This window comes from Streptomyces sp. NPDC014006 (assembly GCF_043088925.1).
Taxonomy (GTDB): domain Bacteria; phylum Actinomycetota; class Actinomycetes; order Streptomycetales; family Streptomycetaceae; genus Streptomyces.
This window is the reverse complement of record NZ_JBICAJ010000006.1, coordinates 239351-257602: the sequence shown is the minus strand read 5'-3', so window position 1 is coordinate 257602 and position 18252 is coordinate 239351. Positions and strand designations below refer to the sequence as shown.

Here is an 18252-nt window from a genome sequence, read left to right as displayed (position 1 = left end):
GAGTGTGCCCCACGGGTACGACGGCGGGCCGCCGGATTTCTCCGGCGGCCCGTCGTCGATGCCGCTCTCAGTGACCTGCGGCGCCCGCCGTGGCCGGGGGGAGTTCGGTCTGGACGCCCGGGTCGCCGGCGTCCGCCGTGTAGTCCTCCGGGCTGGTCTCGTCGACGCCCTCGGGGGCCTTCACGGCCTTCAGGACGAAGGTGAGGACCACGGTCACCACCACGTTCAGCACGAACGCCGTGAGGCCGATGTAGCCGATCTCGCCGATGCCGGGGATCTCCTTCGCGGAGCCGCCGAAGTGCTTCTGGCCCGGGTTGGTGGGCGACGGTACCCCGTAGGCGACGAGGGTGCCGTAGACCATGCCGACCGCCCAGCCCGCCAGCAGAGCCCAGCGGTGGAACCAGCGCGTGAACAGGCCGCCGACCAGGGCCGGGAAGGTCTGCAGGATCCAGATGCCGCCCAGCAGCTGGAAGTTGATGGCGACCGTCTTGTCCATCGTGAGGACGAAGACCAGCGCGCCCACCTTCACCAGCAGGGAGACGATCTTGGAGACCTGTGCCTCCTGCTTCGGCGTGGCGTCCGGCTTGATGAAGTCCTTGTAGATGTTGCGCGTGAACAGGTTCGCCGCCGCGATGGACATGATGGCCGCCGGGACCAGCGCGCCGATGCCGATCGCCGCGAACGCGATGCCCGTGAACCAGTCCGGGAACATGTCCTCGAACAGCTGCGGGATGGCCAGCTGGCCGTTCTGCACCTTGATGCCGGCCGCGATCGCCATGAAACCGAGCAGCGCGAGCAGGCCCAGCATCAGGGAGTACAGCGGCAGGATCGTGGTGTTGCGCCGGATCACCTCACGGCTCTTGGACGACAGCGTCGCGGTGATCGAGTGCGGGTACATGAACAGCGCGAGCGCGGAGCCCAGAGCCAGGGTGGCGTACGTCCACTGCTGAGCCTCACCCGACACCAGCGCGCCGCGCGGCTTGCCGGTCTTCGGGTTGACCTGGCTGAACGCGTGGGCCGCCTTGGCGAAGATGTCGTCGAACCCGCCGAGTTTGATCGGGATGTAGATGATCGCCACGGCGATGACGATGTAGATCAGCGCGTCCTTCACGAACGCGATCAGCGCGGGGGCGCGCAGACCCGACGAGTAGGTGTACGCCGCCAGCACGCCGAACGCGATCAGCAACGGCAGGTCCTTGACGAACCAGTTGGTGTTCTCGCCGCCGCCGACACCCAGCACGTCCAGCACGGCCTGGATGCCGACGAGCTGGAGCGCGATGTACGGCATCGTCGCGAGGATGCCGGTCAGCGCCACCGCCAGCGACAGCCCCTTGGAGCCGAAGCGGCCGCGCACGAAGTCCGAGGTCGTCACGTACCCGTGCTTGTGCGACACCGACCACAGCCGGGGCAGGAACGTGAAGATCAGCGGGTAGACGAGGATCGTGTACGGCACCGCGAAGAAGCCGGACGCGCCCGCCGCGTAGATCGCCGCGGGCACGGCGACGAACGTGTACGCCGTGTACAGGTCACCGCCGAGCAGGAACCAGGTGATCCAGGTGCCGAACGACCGCCCGCCCAGGCCCCATTCGTCGAGACTGTGCTCGTTCTCGGCCTTGCGCCAGCGCGCGGCCAGGAAACCGAGCACGGTGACGAGCAGGAAGAAGAAGATGAAGACGCCGAGTGCGACGCCGTTCACGCCGTCATTCACTTGTCCGCACCGCCCTTCTGGGAAGCACGGGCGCGCTGGTCACGCCGCCACAGCTGGTAGGCGATCACCGTCAGCGCCGTGGAGATGATCACCCACAGCATCTGGTACCAGTAGAAGAAGGGGATCCCGATGAACGCCGGGTCCACCTTCGCGTAACTTCCGACCCACAGCATCGCCACGAAGGGCGCGACAAGGCAGAGGGCGATGACGACGCGCACGGGCGTCACCGTCGCCGGTCTGGACACATCTGGCGCATTCGTCATCGCGCGGTTCCGTCCCCTCACTGATCACCTGTGCAATGCGCAGGAAATCTAGGTCAGGTGCAGCAGGAACGGAACCCCTCGTCCGCATAACGGGCGTTGACGGTCTGGACCGTTATCCGACCGCGACTCCGGCGGAATGTGACGGAGCCTTTTACGGCCGCTTCAGGCGCGCCACGAACTTGTAGCGGTCCCCGCGGTAGACCGACCGCACCCACTCCACCGGCTCGCCCTGCCGGTCGAAGGAGTGCCGCGAGAGCATCAGCATCGGCAGGCCGACGTCGGTGCCGAGCAGACCGGCCTCGCGAGGGGTGGCCAGCGAGGTCTCGATGGTCTCCTCGGCCTCGGCGAGATGGACGTCGTAGACCTCGGCCAGCGCGGTGTACAGGGACGTGTACTTCACCAGGGAACGGCGCAGGGCCGGGAAGCGCTTGGCCGAGAGGTGGGTGGTCTCTATGGCCATCGGTTCGCCGTTGGCCATGCGCAGCCGCTCGATGCGCAGCACCCGGCCGCCGGCGGTGATGTCGAGCAGGCCGGCGAGATGGTCGTCGGCGGTGATGTAGCCGATGTCCAGCAGCTGGGAGGTGGGCTCCAGGCCCTGGGCGCGCATGTCCTCGGTGTACGACGTCAGCTGCAGCGCCTGCGAGACCTTCGGCTTGGCGACGAACGTGCCCTTGCCCTGGATGCGCTCCAGCCGGCCCTCGACCACCAGCTCCTGCAGCGCCTGGCGGACGGTCGTGCGCGAGGTGTCGAACTCCGCCGCCAGCGTCCGCTCCGGCGGGACCGGGGTGCCGGGCGGCATCGTCTCGGTCATGTCGAGCAGGTGCTTCTTCAGGCGGTAGTACTTGGGCACGCGCGCGGTACGGACGGTGGCGCCACTGTCGTTCTCCGCACTGCTGACGTCGGTGCTCATGCTCTGCCTTCCCGGCTCCGGTGCCGAAGCGGCCGACTCGCCATCGGCCGCGGGCTCACATCGTGGCACGGCTTCGTGCGGTGTGACCTCGGTGGGCGCCTCCGCACGCTCCGTGATCTCCTCTGTATACCGTTGACACCCTCGCTGGTCTAGTCCAGCGAGGACGCTCGTGCGCCCGCTCCTTTCAGATGCCCTGCCACTCCGGCTTGTTCGCGTAGGTGTGCCGGAAGTAGTCCGCCAGCTTCAGCTTGGACGCCGCCGCCTCGTCCACGACCACCGTCGCGTGCGGGTGCAGCTGCAACGCCGAGGCCGGGCAGATGGCCGCGACCGGGCCCTCGACGGTCGCGGCCACCGCGTCCGCCTTGCCCTCGCCCGTGGCCAGCAGGACCAGGTGGCGGGCCTCCAGGATGGTGCCGATGCCCTGCGTGATCACGTGGTGAGGTACCTGGTCGATGTCACCGTCGAAGAAGCGGGCGTTGTCCACCCGGGTCTGCTCGGTCAGCGTCTTGATCCGCGTACGGGAGGCGAGCGAGGAGCACGGCTCGTTGAACCCGATGTGCCCGTCGGTGCCGATCCCGAGGAGCTGGAGGTCCACCCCGCCGGCCTCGGGCAGCGCCCTGTCGTACGCCTCGCACGCCGCCTGCACGTCCTCGGCGGTGCCGTCCGGGCCGAGGAACCGCTCCATGCCGATCCCGAGCGGCTCCAGCACCTCACGGCGCAGCACCGAGCGGTAGGACTCGGGGTGCTCTGCGGGCAGTCCCACATACTCGTCGAGCTGGGCGACCCGGGCCCGGCCGGTGTCCACGGCACCGGAGCGCACCTTGGCCTCCAGCGCCCGGTAGATGGGCAGCGGGGTCGAGCCCGTGGCGACGCCCAGCAGGGCGTCGGGCTTGCGCCGCAGCAGCTGTGCCATGGCCTCGGCTATGAGCTCGCCGCCCGCCTCGGCGTCCGGAACGATGACAACTTCCACGCTGGCCTGCCGTTTCGAAGAGGGGACTCGGGGAGGGACCGGGGTGGCCGGCATCGGGGAGGCACTGGGTGACCCGCCGGGGGCCCGGTGCCCGGAATCGGGCAATGTGGTTTAGACCAATCTAACAGAGGCGGGCACCCCTCTCCCAGGGTCTCCGCACCATTCCCTGTCCGCCACCGCCCGGCTGTACGGGGCACGCCCGCCCGTCGCGCGACCCCCGCGCGCACCCTCGCCGCCCTTCCGAGACGCGCCCTCGGGGCCCGGGGCTCCGAGGCTCGGGTGCCGGTCAGGTCACGTCAGGTCAGGGAGCCTCCCGTCGCGTCGAGCCAGTGGCCCGTCACCCAGCGGCCGTCGTCCGAGGCCAGGAAGGCCACCGCGTCGGCGATGTCCGCCGGCGTGCCCACCCGGCCGAGCGCCGAGTAGGCGGCGGCGCCCTGCCACGCCTCGTCGCTCGTCCGCAGCCACGCGGCGTTGACGTCGGTGTCGACGATGCCAGGGGCGACCGAATTGACCGTGATCCCGCGCGCGCCGAGCACCTTGGACAGGTCCCGGGTGAAGACGTCGAGGGCGCCCTTCGTCATCGAGTAGGCCATCAGCTGCGGCATCGCGGCGGTCCGGGCGAGGCCCGAGGATATGTTGATCACCCGCCCGCCGTCCCTGAGCCGGGGCAGCCCGAGCCGGGTGATGAAGTGCGGCGCCTTCACGTTCACCGCGAAGAGACGGTCGTACTCCTCTTCGTCGATCTCCTCGAACGGGCGGGAGGTCCCGATCCCGGCGTTGTTCACCAGGATGTCCACCCCGTCCGCATGCCGGTCGAATTCGGCCCACAAGCGCTCGGCGTCCCCCGGCACCCCCAGCTCCGCCCGGATGGCGAAGGCCGAGCCGCCCGCCGCCTCGATCGCGGCGACCGCATCCTCGGCCGCCGTCTCGTTGCTGCCGTAGTGCACCGCCACCCGTGCCCCGTCGCGCGCCAGCCGCTCCGCGACCCCGCGTCCGATGCCCCTGCCGGCCCCCGTCACCAGAGCCGTCCTGCCTGCCAGTACGCCCATGCCGGCGCCCCCTTCGCTCTGTCGCCGCATTTGTCTAGCGGTCGATACAAAAAAGACGGTACACCGGTCCGCTGACATTTCTCTAGTGCCCGCTATAAAATCCCACCCATGGGTGACCAGCGAACAGACAAGGCGAGCTCCGGCAGCAGCGGTACCGCGGCCCGCACCCCCCGTCCCCGCGGCCGCCCGCGCGCCTTCGACCGCGCGACCGCACTGGAGAAGGCGGTCATGGCCTTCTGGGAGCGGGGCTACGAGGCGACCTCGGTCGCCGACCTGACCCGGGTGATGGGCATCGGTGCCCCCAGCCTGTACGCCGCCTTCGGCGACAAGCGCGCGCTCTTCGAGGAGGTCGTGCAGGTCTACGGCGCCACGCACGGCTCCTTCGCGCGGCGCGCGCTGGAGGATGAGCCGACCGCCGAGGCGGCCGTGGCGCGGCTGCTGCGCGAGGCCGCGGCCGAGTTCACCGGCCCGGGCCACCCGCACGGCTGCCTCGTCATCCACGCGGCCACCAACTGCTCGACCCCCGAGGTCGAGGAGGCCCTGCGCCGGCAGCGCGAGGCCAATGTGGTCGCCATCGAGGACCGCATCCGGGCCGATGTCGCCGCCGGCCGGCTGCCGCCGGACACCGAGGCGGGCGTCCTCGCGCGCCATGCCGCCGCCGTGTTCCAGGGCATGTCGCAGCAGGCACGGGACGGGGCGAGCCGGGAGGAACTGGAAGCGCTCGCGGAATTTGCCATGACCGTGTGGCCCCGTTGCTGACCAGGGCGGGCTAGGCTGCGGTGCATCAACTTCACACAGGCTGCGCGAACGATTCGCCCCGGCGCATGGACAGGCCTAGTGGTCTAGTCCAGAATGCGTCAGGACGGCGCGAGCACGACCGAGCGCAGCGATCACAGCCTCCGTCTTCCCCGCACAGGAAGACGGATCGAGGAACCGGAGCTCTCTGCCCTGACTGCCCCGGCTCCTCACCTTCGGCCGACCGGGACCGCACACCCCACGGCCGATATTGCTCCGGGCTGCGGTGCCGGGAGGGTTGAGGGTCCCTCCCAGGCGCCGCGGCCCGCGGGTGTTCCCGGGCCCGCCCGTCCCACGGCCGCAGGTCCGCGCCGTACATTTCAGGGCCGTACAAACCGCCAGGTACGCTCGCACCCGTGCCCTCCATGAACGAACTGGTCCGCCAGCACACCGCCCTCGACGACTCCGACCTCGAGTGGCTGCATCTGCTGGTGTCGGAGTGGCAGCTGCTCTCCGATCTCTCCTTCGCCGACCTGGTCCTGTGGGTGCCCACCCGCGACGGCACGCGGTACGTCTCGGTCGCCCAGATGCGGCCCAACACCGGCCCCACCTCCTACCAGGACGACATGGTCGGCCACCTCGTCCCGCGTGGCCGCCGGCCCCTGCTGGACGCGGCGCTCGACGAGGGCCGGATCGTGCGCGAGGGCGACCCGGAGTGGCGCGAGGAGGTCCCCGTCCGGGTCGAGTCGATCCCCGTACGGCGGGAGGGCCGCGTCCTCGGCGTGATCGCCCGCAACACCAATCTGCTCACCGTGCGCACCCCGAGCCGGCTGGAGCTGACCTATCTGCAGAGCGCCTCCGACCTCGCGCAGATGATCGCGGCCGGCTCCTTCCCGTTCCCGAACCAGCAGGTCGACATGGACGCCTCGCCCCGCGTCGGCGACGGCCTGATCCGGCTCGACGCGGACGGCATCGTCCAGTACGCCTCCCCGAACGCGCTCTCCGCCTACCACCGCATGGGCCTCGCCTCCGACCTCGTCGGCCAGCACCTGGGCCTGACCACCGCGGAACTCGCCCCGACCCGGGGGCCGGTGGACGAGGCGCTCGCCAAGGTCGCCAGCGGCTGGGCCCCGCGCGAGTTCGAGATCGAGGCCAGCGACGGGGTCATCCAGTTCCGGGCGATCCCGCTCAAGCCGAAGGGCACGCGCATCGGGTCGCTGGTGCTGCTGCGGGACGTGACGGAACTGCGGCGCCGCGAGCGTGAGTTGATCACCAAGGACGCCACCATCCGGGAGATCCACCACCGGGTGAAGAACAACCTCCAGACGGTCGCGGCCCTGCTGCGGCTGCAGGCCCGGCGCATCGACTCCGATCGGGGCAGGGAGGCGCTGGAGGAGGCGGTCCGCCGGGTCGGCTCCATCGCCATCGTGCACGAGACGCTGTCCCAGAACCTGGACGAGCGGGTGGAGTTCGACGAGATCGCCGACCGCGTGCTGGCCATGGTCGCGGAGATCTCCCCGGGCAAGGTCACCGGCCGGCGCACCGGCCGCTTCGGCATCCTGGACGCCGAGGTCGCCACGCCCCTGTCGATGGTGCTCACCGAGGTCCTGCAGAACGCCCTGGAACACGGCTTCCACCAGGGCGACACCGGCACGGTCGAGGTCTCGGCGGTGCGCGGCGGTACGACGAAGGAGGCGCGCCTGCTGGTCACGGTCCAGGACGACGGCATCGGCCTGCCCGAGGGCTTCGATCCGCGCACCGCCGGAAACCTCGGGCTGCAGATCGTCCGCACCCTGGTCGAGGGCGAGCTGGGCGGCACCTTCGACATGGTCCCGGCGCCCGAGGGCGGCACCCAGGTGATCCTCGACATCCCGGTGCGGGCGCAGAAGTAGTACCGGACGGCAGCGGTACGGGCGCGAGCGACCGACGTCACAGAGAGTAAGTGGCCCTGATCATGCAGGGCAGTGGCCCGCGCCACCCGGCAGTTGAGGGCCGCGTCACAAGGCGGACAGCAAAAAGCCCCGGACCGCCATTGGTCCGAGGCTAGTGCTCGACTTCTTCGTTCACTGCGCGCTGCGGCTCGGGGGCGGGAGATGCGCACGCGATGTGCGCGCCGCCAAGCTCAGGCTGTCAGCAGGGGTGGGTCGTCAGGCGGAGGCCTGACGGGCCCGGTTGCGGGCGGCGCGGCGCTTCATGGCACGGCGCTCGTCCTCGCTGAGACCACCCCAGACGCCGGAGTCCTGACCGGACTCGAGCGCCCACTGCAGACACTGCTCGATCACCGGGCAGCGACGGCAGACGGCCTTGGCTTCCTCGATCTGCAGCAGCGCAGGACCGGTGTTGCCGATGGGGAAGAAGAGCTCGGGGTCTTCCTCGCGGCAAACGGCGTTGTGACGCCAGTCCATGGCTGCTACCTCTCCTTGGTATGACTGTGCAAGTTGCTTGTGAATGTGAACGCTTTCACGAATCCCTCAACAAGTGAAGGGCCGACCGCCGAGTCTTCCCCGGCGTGGTCCTGTGTTTTGGAGAGGGGTTCTGGTGATCAGTGGAGGCCGGTCTTGCGGGCCGTCCCGATCGCCACGTAGAGACTCGCAAACCTCAGCGGCGGATACAACCCCTTCAGGAAAGTTTTTTTTGATTCTTCGGTGTCGACTAGGTCACAGCCGTACTTCCATGGGGTGGATCCTGGCCTAAACGTTCGAGTGAAAGGACTTTAGCCCCTTCTGCTCACACAATCACACGCAGTGCACGGCGTACACCTGTGAACGTCACGCTGGTACGCAGCCCCAGATGGTCACCGTCCATCTGGAGGGGCAACGGCACCTTCGAATGCAAGGTGAAGCGGTCCAGATCGTGCAGTGCGACGGCGTGCTTGCCGCGTGGTCCGCGCTCCGGGGACGAAGTGAGCAACTGGGTGCCATACCGGGCAACCGCGGCCGTGGACAGACGGCTGAGACCGAACACATCGAGCCCCGTGTCGAACGAGGCCTGCGGGGAGGCGTAGATCGGGCGGTTGCCGAGAAACGTCCACGGCGAGGTGTTCGAGACTATGGAAAGGACGAGATCCGTGAGCGGCTCCTCACCCTCCCGCTCCAGCGTGATCGCACCGTGCCGGCGATTCGGCTCGCCCAGGAGCTGCCGCACCACCTGACGCACGTACAGCGCGTGCGTCGACTTCTTGCCGCGCTCGCGGTGCTGCTCCACCCGGCCGACCACACCCGCGTCGAAGCCGAGCCCCGCGTTGAAGGTGAACCAGCGCTGCGGCACCGCCTCGTCCTCCGTGCCCGGCGTTCCCGAGGCCAGACCGAGGCCGACCGTGCGCTCGCTGCCCTCGCGCAGCGCGTCCAGCAGGGCGCCGGTCGCCTCGACGGCGTCGTTGGGCAGGCCCAGCGCGCGGGCGAAGACGTTCGTGGAACCGCCGGGCACCACCGCGAGGCCGGGCAGCCGCGCCGGATCGGGGCCGGCGTGCAGCAGACCGTTGACCACCTCGTTGACCGTGCCGTCGCCGCCGAGCGCCACGACCAGGTCGATGTCGTCCCCGACAGCGGCCTGCCGGCCCAGGTCGCGCGCGTGCCCGCGGTACTGGGTGGTGACCGCCTCCAGCTTCATCTCACTGGCGAGTGCGTGGATGAGCACGTCACGTGTGCGCGCACTGGTAGTGGTTGCCGCCGGGTTGACCACGAGAAGTGCACGCATGACGTGCAGCGTACCTACTGAGCGGTACTCGGACGAGGGCGAGGTAGGGAACAGGTAAGAGGGGGCGCGCCTCGACGCACCGCACGCGGGGCAGTCCTCGATGCGCCGCCCGCGGGTGAGGCTCGCCCCGGGGGTGCGTCGGGTGAGGGCTACCCTTCAGGGGTGAGCAGTGAGCAGACCCCCACCCCCACGCAGACCCAGGACACCGCCGGCCCGCGCCCGCGGCGTCTGACGTACGCCGCGGTGCTCGCCGGCCTCGAAGGGCTCGCGCTGCTCGTCGGCGGGGTGTGGATGCTCGTCCTCGCGATGACCGGTGCCCCGGACGACCGGCAGCAGGCCGTGACCGGCGGGGTGACCATCGTCGTCCTCGCGCTGCTGCCGCTGCTGGCCGCGCGCGGACTGCTGGCCCGCCGCAGCTGGAGCCGCGGTCCTGCCGTCATCACGCAGATCATCGCGCTGCCGGTGGCCTACAACCTGATCCACGCCGACGGCGCCGCCATCCCGGCGGGCATCGCGCTCACCGCCGTCGCCGTCGCCGCGCTGGTCCTCCTGGTCAACGGCGAGACGACCCGGGCCCTTGGCATCCGGGGACCGGGCGCGCAGAAGTAACGGCGACGGCCCCCGTGGGCGCTCACGCCCGCACCGGGAGCCGTCACCGACAGCGAACCGCTCGTCACTCCTCCACGAGCAGCTTCTCCCGCAGCTGCGCCAGGGTCCTCGCCAGGAGCCGGGACACATGCATCTGGGAGATGCCGACCTCCTGCGCGATCTGCGACTGGGTCATGTTGCCGAAGAAGCGCAGCAGCAGGATCCGCTTCTCGCGCGGCGGGAGGCCCTCCAGCAGCGGTTTGAGCGACTCCCGGTACTCCACGCCCTCCAGCGCCTCGTCCTCGGCGCCCAGGGTGTCGGCGACCGCCGGGGACTCGTCGTCGGTGTCCGGGACGTCGAGCGACAGCGTGGAGTAGGCGTTGGCCGACTCCAGGCCCTCCAGGACCTCCTCCTCCGAGATCGCCAGCTTCTCGGCGAGCTCGTGGACCGTGGGCGAGCGGCCGTGCAGCTGCGACAGCTCCGCCGTGGCCGTCGTCAGCGACAGCCGCAGCTCCTGCAGCCGGCGCGGCACGCGCACCGCCCAGCCCTTGTCGCGGAAGTGCCGCTTGATCTCGCCGACGACCGTCGGGGTCGCATACGTGGAGAACTCCACGCCGCGGTCCGGATCGAAGCGGTCGACGGACTTGATCAGCCCGATGGTGGCGACCTGGGTGAGGTCGTCGAGCGGCTCGCCGCGGTTGCGGAAGCGGCGCGCGAGGTGCTCGACGAGCGGCAGGTGCATCCGGACCAGCCTGTTGCGCAGCTCGGCGTACTCCGGGCTGCCCTGATTCAGCGCGCGCAGCTCGATGAACATCGCCCGCGCCCCGCTGCGGTCCTGCGGGCCGTGCGGCGTGACCCGCACCTCGCGCACGGCCTGCCCGTCCGGCGCCTGTTCCTCGGCGTCTCGCTCGTGCTCGCTCATCGTCCCGCCCGTTGCCCTGCCCCGAGCCCCGGCTTCCGCTGGGACAGGGGTGCCCCCGTTCCGCCGGCCCCGGGGATTGCCCCGTCCGGCGCCTTCCCTCTGCCGCGGGCCGCCGTCGGCGGTGCCCCGCGGACCGGCGTCCACGGCCCCGGCCCGGGAGGACTCGTCCTCCGGATGCGGCCGGGCCTGCTCGGGGATGCCGTCGATGCCGTCCGCCGTACGCCGGGAAGCACCCTGAGCGCCCAGGGCGTTCTCGGGCGGCAGTTCCCTGGTGTCGCGCTCTTCGTCCCGCACCGGCCCGTCCCCGTTCCTCACGCCGGCCCGGGTCCCGCGCCGCGCTGTTTGTAGAGGCTGATCGAAACGGTCTTGTCCTCGTCCACGGCGGAGGAGACCTTGCCCGCGAGGGCGGACAGGACGGTCCAGGCGAACGTGTCCCGCGAGGGGGCGTGCCCGTCCGTGGTCGGCGCCGAGACGGTGACCTCGAGTGAGTCGTCGACGAGCCGGAAGACGCAGGAGAGCACCGAGCCCGGCACGGCCTGCTGCAGCAGGATCGCGCAGGCCTCGTCCACGGCGATGCGCAGGTCCTCGATCTCGTCCAGGGTGAAGTCCAAACGGGCCGCGAGACCGGCCGTGGCCGTCCGCAGCACCGACAGGTAGGCACCCGCAGCCGGCAGCCGGACCTCCACGAAGTCCTGGTTCACCACGGGCTCGCCTGCGATCTGGGACACCCTCACCTCCAAGGTGGTACGAGCTGTTCGGGGCCGAGGGTCGCCCCCCGGGTCAACGCGAAGTGTGGTACTGCGGTGACGCTATCGCGCCCAGAAGTTTCCTGTCCCGGGACCCCAACCCCTTGCCGTCACTCATAGTAAAGCTCCGGATACGCTCCGTGGCTAGAGGGTGGGCGGGTCCAATTGGGAACAGCGCGCGCCGGATTGACGTACCCAGGCGTCAGACGCTCGAACCGTACCCGGTACGGTCCCTTCCGGTCTCCTCCCGCAGCCCGTTTTCCGCCGGTACCGGGCCGTTCACGGCGGCTTCCACCGGTGACCGACCGCTCATACCAGCACGTGGTCGACGAAGCACCAGCGCCAGTCCTCGCCGGGTTCGAAGGTGCGCATCACCGGATGACCGGTTTCCTTGTGGTGTCCGGTGGCGTGCCGGTTCGGCGAGGAGTCGCAGCAGCCCACGTGGCCGCACGTCAGACACAGCCGCAGCTGCACCGGGTGGGTGCCGTCCCGCAGGCACTCCGGACACGTCTCGCTGAGCGGAGTCGGTTCCGGACGGGGCAGCGCGTCGGCGTGCGTGCACTGTTTCATGATTGCCAGGTTACGACGGGCGTGCGGCGAGCGGCGCCGAGAACGAGGGTGGGCGAGGACGATGGACGTGATGCCACTGCTGTTGCTGGTGGCGGGGAGTGCGGCGGTGGCCGCGGCCGCCCGGCGCACCCCGGTGCCGGCGCCACTGCTGCTGGTCGCGGTCGGCCTCGCGGTGGCGTACGTCCCCGGCGTCCCCGACTACCGGCTCGCCCCCGACGTCGTCCTGCCCCTGCTGCTGCCGCCGTTGCTCTACACCTCCGCCGTCGACAGCTCCTACCTCGACCTCAGGGCGCAGATGCGGCCCGTGGCGCTGCTGTCGGTCGGATACGTCCTGTTCGCGACCGTCGTCGTCGGCTGGGCCGCGTACGTCCTGGTGCCCGGCCTGCCGCTGACCGCGGCGCTGGTGCTCGGCGCGGTCGTCGCGCCGCCGGACGCGGTGGCCGCGACGGCGGTGGCCCGCCGGGTCGGGCTGCCCTCCCGGATCACGACCATCCTCCAGGGCGAGTCCCTGCTGAACGACGCCACCGCGATCACCGCCTACAAGGTGGCCCTCGCCGCCGCCGTCGGCGAGGGCGCCTCCTGGGCCGGCGGGATCGGCGAGTTCCTGCTCGCGGCGGTCGGCGGCGTGGTGGTGGGCCTGATCCTGATGGCGCCGATCCACTGGCTGCGCACCCACCTCAAGGAACCCCTGCTGCAGAACACGCTCTCCCTGCTGATCCCGTTCGTCGCGTACGCGGCGGCCGAGCAGGTGCACGCGTCGGGCGTGCTCGCCGTGGTCGTCGTCGCCCTCTACCTCGGCCACCGGAACTGGGAGGTCGACTTCGCCACCCGGCTGCAGGAGGAGGCGGTGTGGAAGATGGTCGCCTTCGTCCTGGAGTCGGCCGTGTTCGCGCTCATCGGCCTGCAACTGCCGGTCGTCCTGCAGGGCCTCGGGGAGTACAAGGGCGTCGACGCCGTCTGGTACGCCGTCGCCCTCTTCCTCGTGGTCGTCGCGGTCCGCTTCCTGTGGGTGTACCCGGCGACCTTCCTGCCCCGGCTGCTGTCGGCGCGCATCCGCGCCCGCGAGGAGAACCCGACCTGGCGCGCCCCCGTGGTCATCGCCTGGGCCGGGATGCGGGGCGTGGTCTCGCTGGCCATCGCCTTCTCCATCCCGCTCCACCTGCACGACGGCGAGCAGCCCTTCCCGCACCGCAACCTCGTCCTCTTCCTGACCTTCACCACGGTCATCGGCACCCTCGTGGTGCAGGGCCTGTCCCTGCCGCCGCTGATCCGGCTGCTGAAGTTCCCCGGCCGCGACGCGCAGGCCGAGACCCTCGCCGAGGCCAACGCCCAGGCGCAGGCATCCCGCGCCGCCGAACGGCGCCTCGACGATCTGTTGGCCGACGAGCGCAACGCGCTGCCGGGACCGCTCGCCGACCGGCTGCGCAGCGTCCTGGAGCGCCGCCGCAACGCCGTGTGGGAACGCCTCGGCCAGGTCAACCCGATCACCGGCGAGACCGCCGACGACACCTACCGGCGGCTGTCCGGCGAGATGATCGGCGCCGAGCGCGAGGTCTTCGTGAAACTGCGCGACGGCCGCTACATCGACGACGAGATGCTGCGCGCCCTGCTGCGCCGGCTGGACCTGGAGGAGGCGGCGGCGTACCGGGAGGCGACCTAGTCGCCCGGAGGCGCGGTGGTCGTGGCCGGGCTCGTCACTCGGGAAAGGGGCGGCCGGTGATCACCGCCGCGAGGGTGGTGCCCCTCGGGAACGCGCCCTCCTCGGTGAGGGTGAGGAGTCCGTACAGCATCTTGGCGACATAGAGACGTTCGACGGGCAGCCCGTGGCGGTCTTCGAAGTCGTCGGCGAAGGCGTCGAGCGCGGGGGGCACGCGCGCGTAGCCGCCGAAGTGGAACCGGTCGTCCAGCAGCCAGTCGCCGCGCGGACCGCCGAAGGCCCGCTCCTGCAGCGCCCGCACGTCGTCGAGCAGGAAGCCCCCCTTGAGGACGGGGACGCCCACCGCGCGCTGCCCGGGGTCCAGCCCGGCGGCCAGCCCGGCCAGCGTGCCGCCGGTGCCGCAGGCGAGCGCGACCACATCGGCCCGCCCCCGCAGCTCCGCCCCGAGCGCGACGCATCCTCGTACGGCCGCCGCGTTGCTGCCTCCCTCGGGGACGACATACGCCTCCCGGGCGTCCACGGCGTCCAGCACCGCGGCAAGAATGTCCGGTTCCGTCTTACGGCGATACGTCGACCTGTCGACGAAGTGCAGCCGCATACCGTCCGTGGCGCAGCGGGCGAGGGAGGGGTTGAGGGGGCGCCCGGCCAGTTCCTCGCCGCGGACCACGCCGATCGTCGGGACGCCGAGGAGACTGCCCGCTGCGGCCGTGGCCCGCAGGTGGTTGGAGTACGCGCCGCCGAAGGTCACGATCGGCCGGCCTGCCGCCGCGTCCAGGTTCGGGGCGAGCTTGCGCCACTTGTTGCCGATCAGCTCCCGGTGGATCAGATCGTCGCGCTTGAGCAGCAGCCGGACGCCGTGCCGGGCGAAGCGGTCGTCCGCCGCCTCGTCCAGGGGCGAGGGCAGGCGTGGGTGGAGGGCGTCCAGGCTGGTCACGGCACCATTGTCGAACGCCCGTCCCGCCGGCTGCCCGCCGTACCCCGCTCCTACTTCAACCGGTCGCGGATCCGCTCCCGCAGCCACGCCATCGTGAAGCCCCGCGGGTCCACCTTCCCAGGCTGCCACTCCAGGTGCCCGATGACCGACCACTGCGTCCATCCGTGCCGGCGGCAGATCGCCGCCGCGGCCTTCTGGATCGCGATCAGCTGAGCCTCGGGCCAGGGGTCCTCGCCGTCGCCGAGGTTCTCGCACTCGAAGCCGTAGAAATGGCGGTTGCCGTCGGTGTTCGCCTCGTTGTCGTGCGGCAGCGCCTTCTCCGCGATCACCGCGCGCAGGACGTCGTCGTCGCCCAGGCCTGCGTGGTTGGCCCGGCCGTAACCGACCAGGTGGACCGTGCCGTCCTTGGTGATCACACCGTGGCACAGCGGTCCCGGCAGCCCGGGGTGGCCGTCCCGGCAGATCTCCACCGTGCGTGCGCTGCCCCGGGTCACCGTGTGATGGATCATCACGCCGTGCACCGGTCCCCAGGGACCCTTGTGGTTGCGATGGTGATGCCTCCAGTCGCCGACCTCGACGACCTCCAGGCCCTCGGCTCTCAGCGCGGTGAGAAAGTCGCTCGCGGACAGGGGTGAGGCCATGTCGCCTCCTTCGTGCTGCTGTCCCGGGGCCACGGGGCGCGGCCGCCGTCGTACACCGCTTCTACCGAAACCGGACGAGTTGGACTACATCGTTCGTACGGTGTGCGAGCCGATCCGGACACGCCGACTTGAGGCGGGCGGCTGGGAGAGCTGTTGAGTTTTCCCTTCGCGGAGTGATCCAACCCCGCTCGTTCGTGTAATAGCACCGGCACGCTCCGTAATGGGAGCCTGGTCACCAGATCGAATGCCTGGCGCGCTTCGGAGCCAGCGCAGCACTGAGAGGGCAATTCTCTATGTCGGTAGGCGAAGAGGTCCGCACGGAAGAGACCAGGCCGCAGCAGAGCCTCGGCACCGCGGCCGCGCGGAACCTGGCCACCACCACCAAGTCCGTTCCGCAGATGCAGGAGATCAGCTCGCGCTGGCTGCTGCGGCTCCTGCCGTGGGTGGACGTGCAGGGCGGCACGTACCGGGTGAACCGGCGGCTGACCTACGCGGTCGGCGACGGCCGCGTCACGTTCGTGAAGACCGGAGACCGTGTCGAGGTCATCCCCGCGGAGCTGGGCGAGCTGCCCGCCCTGCGGGCCTACGAGGACGAGGAAGTGCTGGCGGAACTGGCCCAGCGCTGCCGGCAGCACGAGTTCGCCCCCGGCGAGGTGATCGCCTCCTTCGGCAGCCAGGCCGAGGAGGTGTACCTGCTGGCCCACGGCAGGGTCGAGAAGGTCGGCACCGGCCCGTACGGCGACGACCAGGTCCTCGGCGTGCTCGCCGACGGCGCCTACTTCGGCGAGCAGGCGCTGATGTCCGGCGACGCCATCTGGGAGTACACCGCCCGCGCGGACACCGCCTGCACGGTACTGATCCTCTCCCGCCAGGACGTCGAGCAGGTCGCCGAGCGCGCCGAGTCGCTGCGCGAGCAGCTGCGGCAGGCGCGCTCCGTTCCGGCGCAGCGCACCAACAGGTACGGGGAGAAGGAGGTCGAGCTCGCGGCCGGCCACTCCGGCGAGCCGGACATCCCGCACACCTTCGTCGACTACGAGAGCCGGCCCCGTGAGTACGAACTGAGCATCGCCCAGACCGTCCTGCGCATCCACTCGCGCGTGGCCGACCTGTACAACCAGCCGATGAACCAGACGGAGCAGCAGCTGCGGCTCACCGTCGAGGCGTTGAAGGAGCGCCAGGAGCACGAGCTGGTCAACAACCGGGAGTTCGGGCTGCTCCACAACTGCGAGTACGACCAGCGGATCCAGCCGCACGACGGTGTGCCCGGCCCCGACGACCTGGACGAGCTGCTCAGCCGTCGGCGCGGCACCAAGATGTTCCTCGCCCACCCGCGGGCGATCGCCGCGTTCGGGCGCGAGCTGAACAAGCGCGGGCTGGTCCCGGAGACCATCGACGTGGGCGGCAACCGCATCCCGACCTGGCGGGGCGTGCCCATCTATCCGTGCAACAAGATCCCGGTGACCGAGGCGCGCACCACCTCCATCATCGCAATGCGTCTCGGCGAGCAGGACCAGGGCGTCATCGGTCTGCGGCAGTCGGGCATCCCGGACGAGATCGAGCCGAGCCTGTCGGTGCGGTTCATGGGCATCAACGAACAGGCGATCATCAAGTACCTGGTCACGGCCTACTACTCGGCCGCCGTGCTCGTGCCGGACGCGCTCGGTGTGCTGGAGAACGTCGAGATCGGCCGCTGGCGGTGACCCTCCCCGTCCAGGGGCCCCGTGCCCGCCCCGCCGCGGGGCGGGCACACCCTTCGGCCACGCTGCCCGCCCAGGGGGCACCGGCCGGACCGGCCGACACAGCCGAGGCGGCGGCGCTGCTGGAGCAGACGCGGGCCCTGGTCGATCCCGAGCTGCGCGCGGCGATCGGCTCACTGCCGGGGCCCATGCGGCGTGTCGCGCGCTACCACTTCGGGTGGGAGCAGCCGGACGGCAGCCCGGCAGCGGGTTTCGCGGGCAAGGCCCTGCGTCCCGCGCTCGTGCTGGCGGCAGCCGACGCGCTGGGCGGCACACCGGCCCGGGACAGCGCGGTGCGGGCGGCAGCGGCGTTGGAGCTGGTGCACAACTTCACGCTGCTGCACGACGACGTGATGGACCGGGACGTCACCCGCCGGCACAAGCCGACCGCATGGGCCGTGTTCGGCGACGCCGACGCGATCCTCGCGGGCGACGCGCTCCAGGCGCTCGCGCTCAAGCTGCTCGCCGAGGATCCGCATCCGGCGTCCGCGGCGGCCGCCGCCCGGCTCGCGGCGTGCGTGGTGGAGCTGTGCGCCGGGCAGCACACCGACACCGCGCTGGAGCGGCGATCGCCCGGTGACGTGGACCTCGACGAGGTGCTCGCCATGGCCGAGGCCAAGGCGGGGGCGCTGCTGGGGTGTGCGTGTGCCATCGGTGCGCTGTACGCGGGTGCGGCCGCAGAGGACGTCGACGCACTGGACGCGTTCGGCCGCGAGGCCGGGCTCGCGTTTCAGCTCATCGACGACGTGATCGGGATCTGGGGCGACCCCGGGCGCACGGGCAAGCCGGCCGGTGCGGACCTCGCGGCGCGCAAGAAGTCGCTGCCGGTGGTGGCGGCGCTGGTCTCCGGCACCACGGCGGCCGTCCGGCTGGCCGAGCTGTACGGGGCGCCGTTCGAGCCGGAGGACGTCGAGTGCACGGCGCTGGCGGTCGAGCGGGCCGGTGGCCGTGACTGGGCGCAGGAGGAGGCCGCCGACCGGATGTCCCGCGCGGTCTGCGCCCTGGCCCGCGCCGTGCCGGAGCCGGAGCGGGCGGGGGGCCTGCTGAGCCTGGCGGAGTTCGTGACCCGGCGCAGTGCGTGACGGGTCGTGGGGGCGAGAGGCCGAGACGTCCACAGGGCGAGAGGA

The 18252-nt window shown here is 70.9% G+C and carries 18 protein-coding genes; 6 read left to right on the top strand and 12 right to left on the bottom strand.

Annotation, left to right across the window (positions count from 1 at the left end; all coding sequences use genetic code 11):
• Window positions 1-67: 67 nt before the first annotated feature.
• The 5 genes from mctP to ACF1GV_RS22065 all read right to left on the bottom strand — a co-directional run bounded on the left by mctP (window position 68) and on the right by ACF1GV_RS22065 (window position 4900).
• Window positions 68-1708 carry a monocarboxylate uptake permease MctP gene (gene mctP / locus ACF1GV_RS22085; RefSeq protein WP_391683463.1) on the bottom strand — a complete coding sequence of 547 codons (1641 nt, stop codon included), beginning with the start codon at window positions 1706-1708 and terminating at the stop codon, window positions 68-70.
• A complete protein-coding gene (locus ACF1GV_RS22080; RefSeq protein WP_363262609.1) occupies window positions 1705-1971 on the bottom strand; it encodes a DUF3311 domain-containing protein in 267 nt (88 codons plus the stop codon). Before ACF1GV_RS22080 ends, mctP begins: the two co-directional genes overlap by 4 nt.
• A gap of 151 nt (window positions 1972-2122) precedes the next feature.
• Window positions 2123-2881, bottom strand: coding sequence for a GntR family transcriptional regulator (locus tag ACF1GV_RS22075; RefSeq protein WP_391683460.1), 759 nt, complete (start codon window positions 2879-2881; stop codon window positions 2123-2125).
• A gap of 184 nt (window positions 2882-3065) precedes the next feature.
• Window positions 3066-3851 carry a glucosamine-6-phosphate deaminase gene (gene nagB, locus ACF1GV_RS22070; protein WP_391683458.1) on the bottom strand — a complete coding sequence of 262 codons (786 nt, stop codon included), beginning with the start codon at window positions 3849-3851 and terminating at the stop codon, window positions 3066-3068.
• 296 nt (window positions 3852-4147) lie between these two features.
• Window positions 4148-4900 (bottom strand): SDR family oxidoreductase, encoded by a 753-nt coding sequence (locus ACF1GV_RS22065; protein WP_391683455.1) that lies wholly within the window; start codon window positions 4898-4900, stop codon window positions 4148-4150.
• 108 nt (window positions 4901-5008) lie between these two features.
• Here ACF1GV_RS22065 and ACF1GV_RS22060 point away from each other — a divergent pair, with 108 nt between their 5' ends.
• Both ACF1GV_RS22060 and ACF1GV_RS22055 read left to right on the top strand, forming a co-directional pair.
• The gene (locus ACF1GV_RS22060) at window positions 5009-5659 is read left to right on the top strand and encodes a TetR/AcrR family transcriptional regulator (RefSeq protein WP_391683452.1); all 651 of its coding nucleotides are present in this window, start codon (window positions 5009-5011) and stop codon (window positions 5657-5659) included.
• Window positions 5660-6060: 401 nt separating this feature from the next.
• Window positions 6061-7527 carry a sensor histidine kinase gene (locus ACF1GV_RS22055; RefSeq protein ID WP_391684032.1) on the top strand — a complete coding sequence of 489 codons (1467 nt, stop codon included), beginning with the start codon at window positions 6061-6063 and terminating at the stop codon, window positions 7525-7527.
• Window positions 7528-7782: 255 nt separating this feature from the next.
• On the opposite strand, the gene ACF1GV_RS22050 is transcribed toward ACF1GV_RS22055, so the two are convergent.
• Complete coding sequence (locus tag ACF1GV_RS22050) at window positions 7783-8040, bottom strand: WhiB family transcriptional regulator (RefSeq protein WP_003992873.1); 258 nt, start codon at window positions 8038-8040, stop codon at window positions 7783-7785.
• 322 nt (window positions 8041-8362) lie between these two features.
• On the bottom strand, window positions 8363-9331 hold the full coding sequence (locus ACF1GV_RS22045; RefSeq protein WP_391683449.1) for a diacylglycerol/lipid kinase family protein: 969 nt from the start codon (window positions 9329-9331) through the stop codon (window positions 8363-8365).
• Between the two features lie 162 nt (window positions 9332-9493).
• On the opposite strand from ACF1GV_RS22045, the gene ACF1GV_RS22040 reads away from it, so the two are divergent.
• A complete protein-coding gene (locus tag ACF1GV_RS22040) occupies window positions 9494-9940 on the top strand; it encodes a hypothetical protein (RefSeq protein ID WP_391683446.1) in 447 nt (148 codons plus the stop codon).
• 64 nt (window positions 9941-10004) lie between these two features.
• Here ACF1GV_RS22040 and ACF1GV_RS22035 read toward each other — a convergent pair whose 3' ends face one another.
• From ACF1GV_RS22035 to ACF1GV_RS22025, 3 genes are all read right to left on the bottom strand, one after another.
• Window positions 10005-11156 carry a SigB/SigF/SigG family RNA polymerase sigma factor gene (locus ACF1GV_RS22035; RefSeq protein WP_391683444.1) on the bottom strand — a complete coding sequence of 384 codons (1152 nt, stop codon included), beginning with the start codon at window positions 11154-11156 and terminating at the stop codon, window positions 10005-10007.
• On the bottom strand, window positions 11153-11569 hold the full coding sequence (locus ACF1GV_RS22030; protein WP_363262600.1) for an anti-sigma regulatory factor: 417 nt from the start codon (window positions 11567-11569) through the stop codon (window positions 11153-11155). Before ACF1GV_RS22030 ends, ACF1GV_RS22035 begins: the two co-directional genes overlap by 4 nt.
• A 327-nt stretch (window positions 11570-11896) precedes the next feature.
• Window positions 11897-12157, bottom strand: coding sequence for a UBP-type zinc finger domain-containing protein (locus ACF1GV_RS22025; protein ID WP_361631102.1), 261 nt, complete (start codon window positions 12155-12157; stop codon window positions 11897-11899).
• A 61-nt stretch (window positions 12158-12218) separates the two neighbouring features.
• Between ACF1GV_RS22025 and ACF1GV_RS22020 the strand changes: the two genes are divergently transcribed.
• Window positions 12219-13817, top strand: coding sequence for a Na+/H+ antiporter (locus ACF1GV_RS22020; protein WP_391683441.1), 1599 nt, complete (start codon window positions 12219-12221; stop codon window positions 13815-13817).
• A gap of 34 nt (window positions 13818-13851) precedes the next feature.
• Here the strand turns inward: ACF1GV_RS22020 and ACF1GV_RS22015 are convergent, their stop codons facing one another.
• Window positions 13852-14748, bottom strand: a complete 897-nt coding sequence (locus ACF1GV_RS22015) for a 1-aminocyclopropane-1-carboxylate deaminase/D-cysteine desulfhydrase (protein ID WP_391683438.1) — start codon at window positions 14746-14748, stop codon at window positions 13852-13854.
• A gap of 50 nt (window positions 14749-14798) precedes the next feature.
• Window positions 14799-15389, bottom strand: coding sequence for an N-acetylmuramoyl-L-alanine amidase (locus ACF1GV_RS22010; protein WP_391683436.1), 591 nt, complete (start codon window positions 15387-15389; stop codon window positions 14799-14801).
• Window positions 15390-15682: 293 nt separating this feature from the next.
• Here ACF1GV_RS22010 and ACF1GV_RS22005 point away from each other — a divergent pair, with 293 nt between their 5' ends.
• Window positions 15683-17089 (top strand): family 2B encapsulin nanocompartment shell protein, encoded by a 1407-nt coding sequence (locus tag ACF1GV_RS22005; protein ID WP_391683433.1) that lies wholly within the window; start codon window positions 15683-15685, stop codon window positions 17087-17089.
• Between the two features lie 62 nt (window positions 17090-17151).
• Window positions 17152-18207: a family 2 encapsulin nanocompartment cargo protein polyprenyl transferase gene (locus ACF1GV_RS22000; protein WP_391684030.1), complete on the top strand. Its 1056-nt coding sequence runs from the start codon at window positions 17152-17154 to the stop codon at window positions 18205-18207.
• The last annotated feature ends 45 nt before the right edge of the window (window positions 18208-18252 follow it).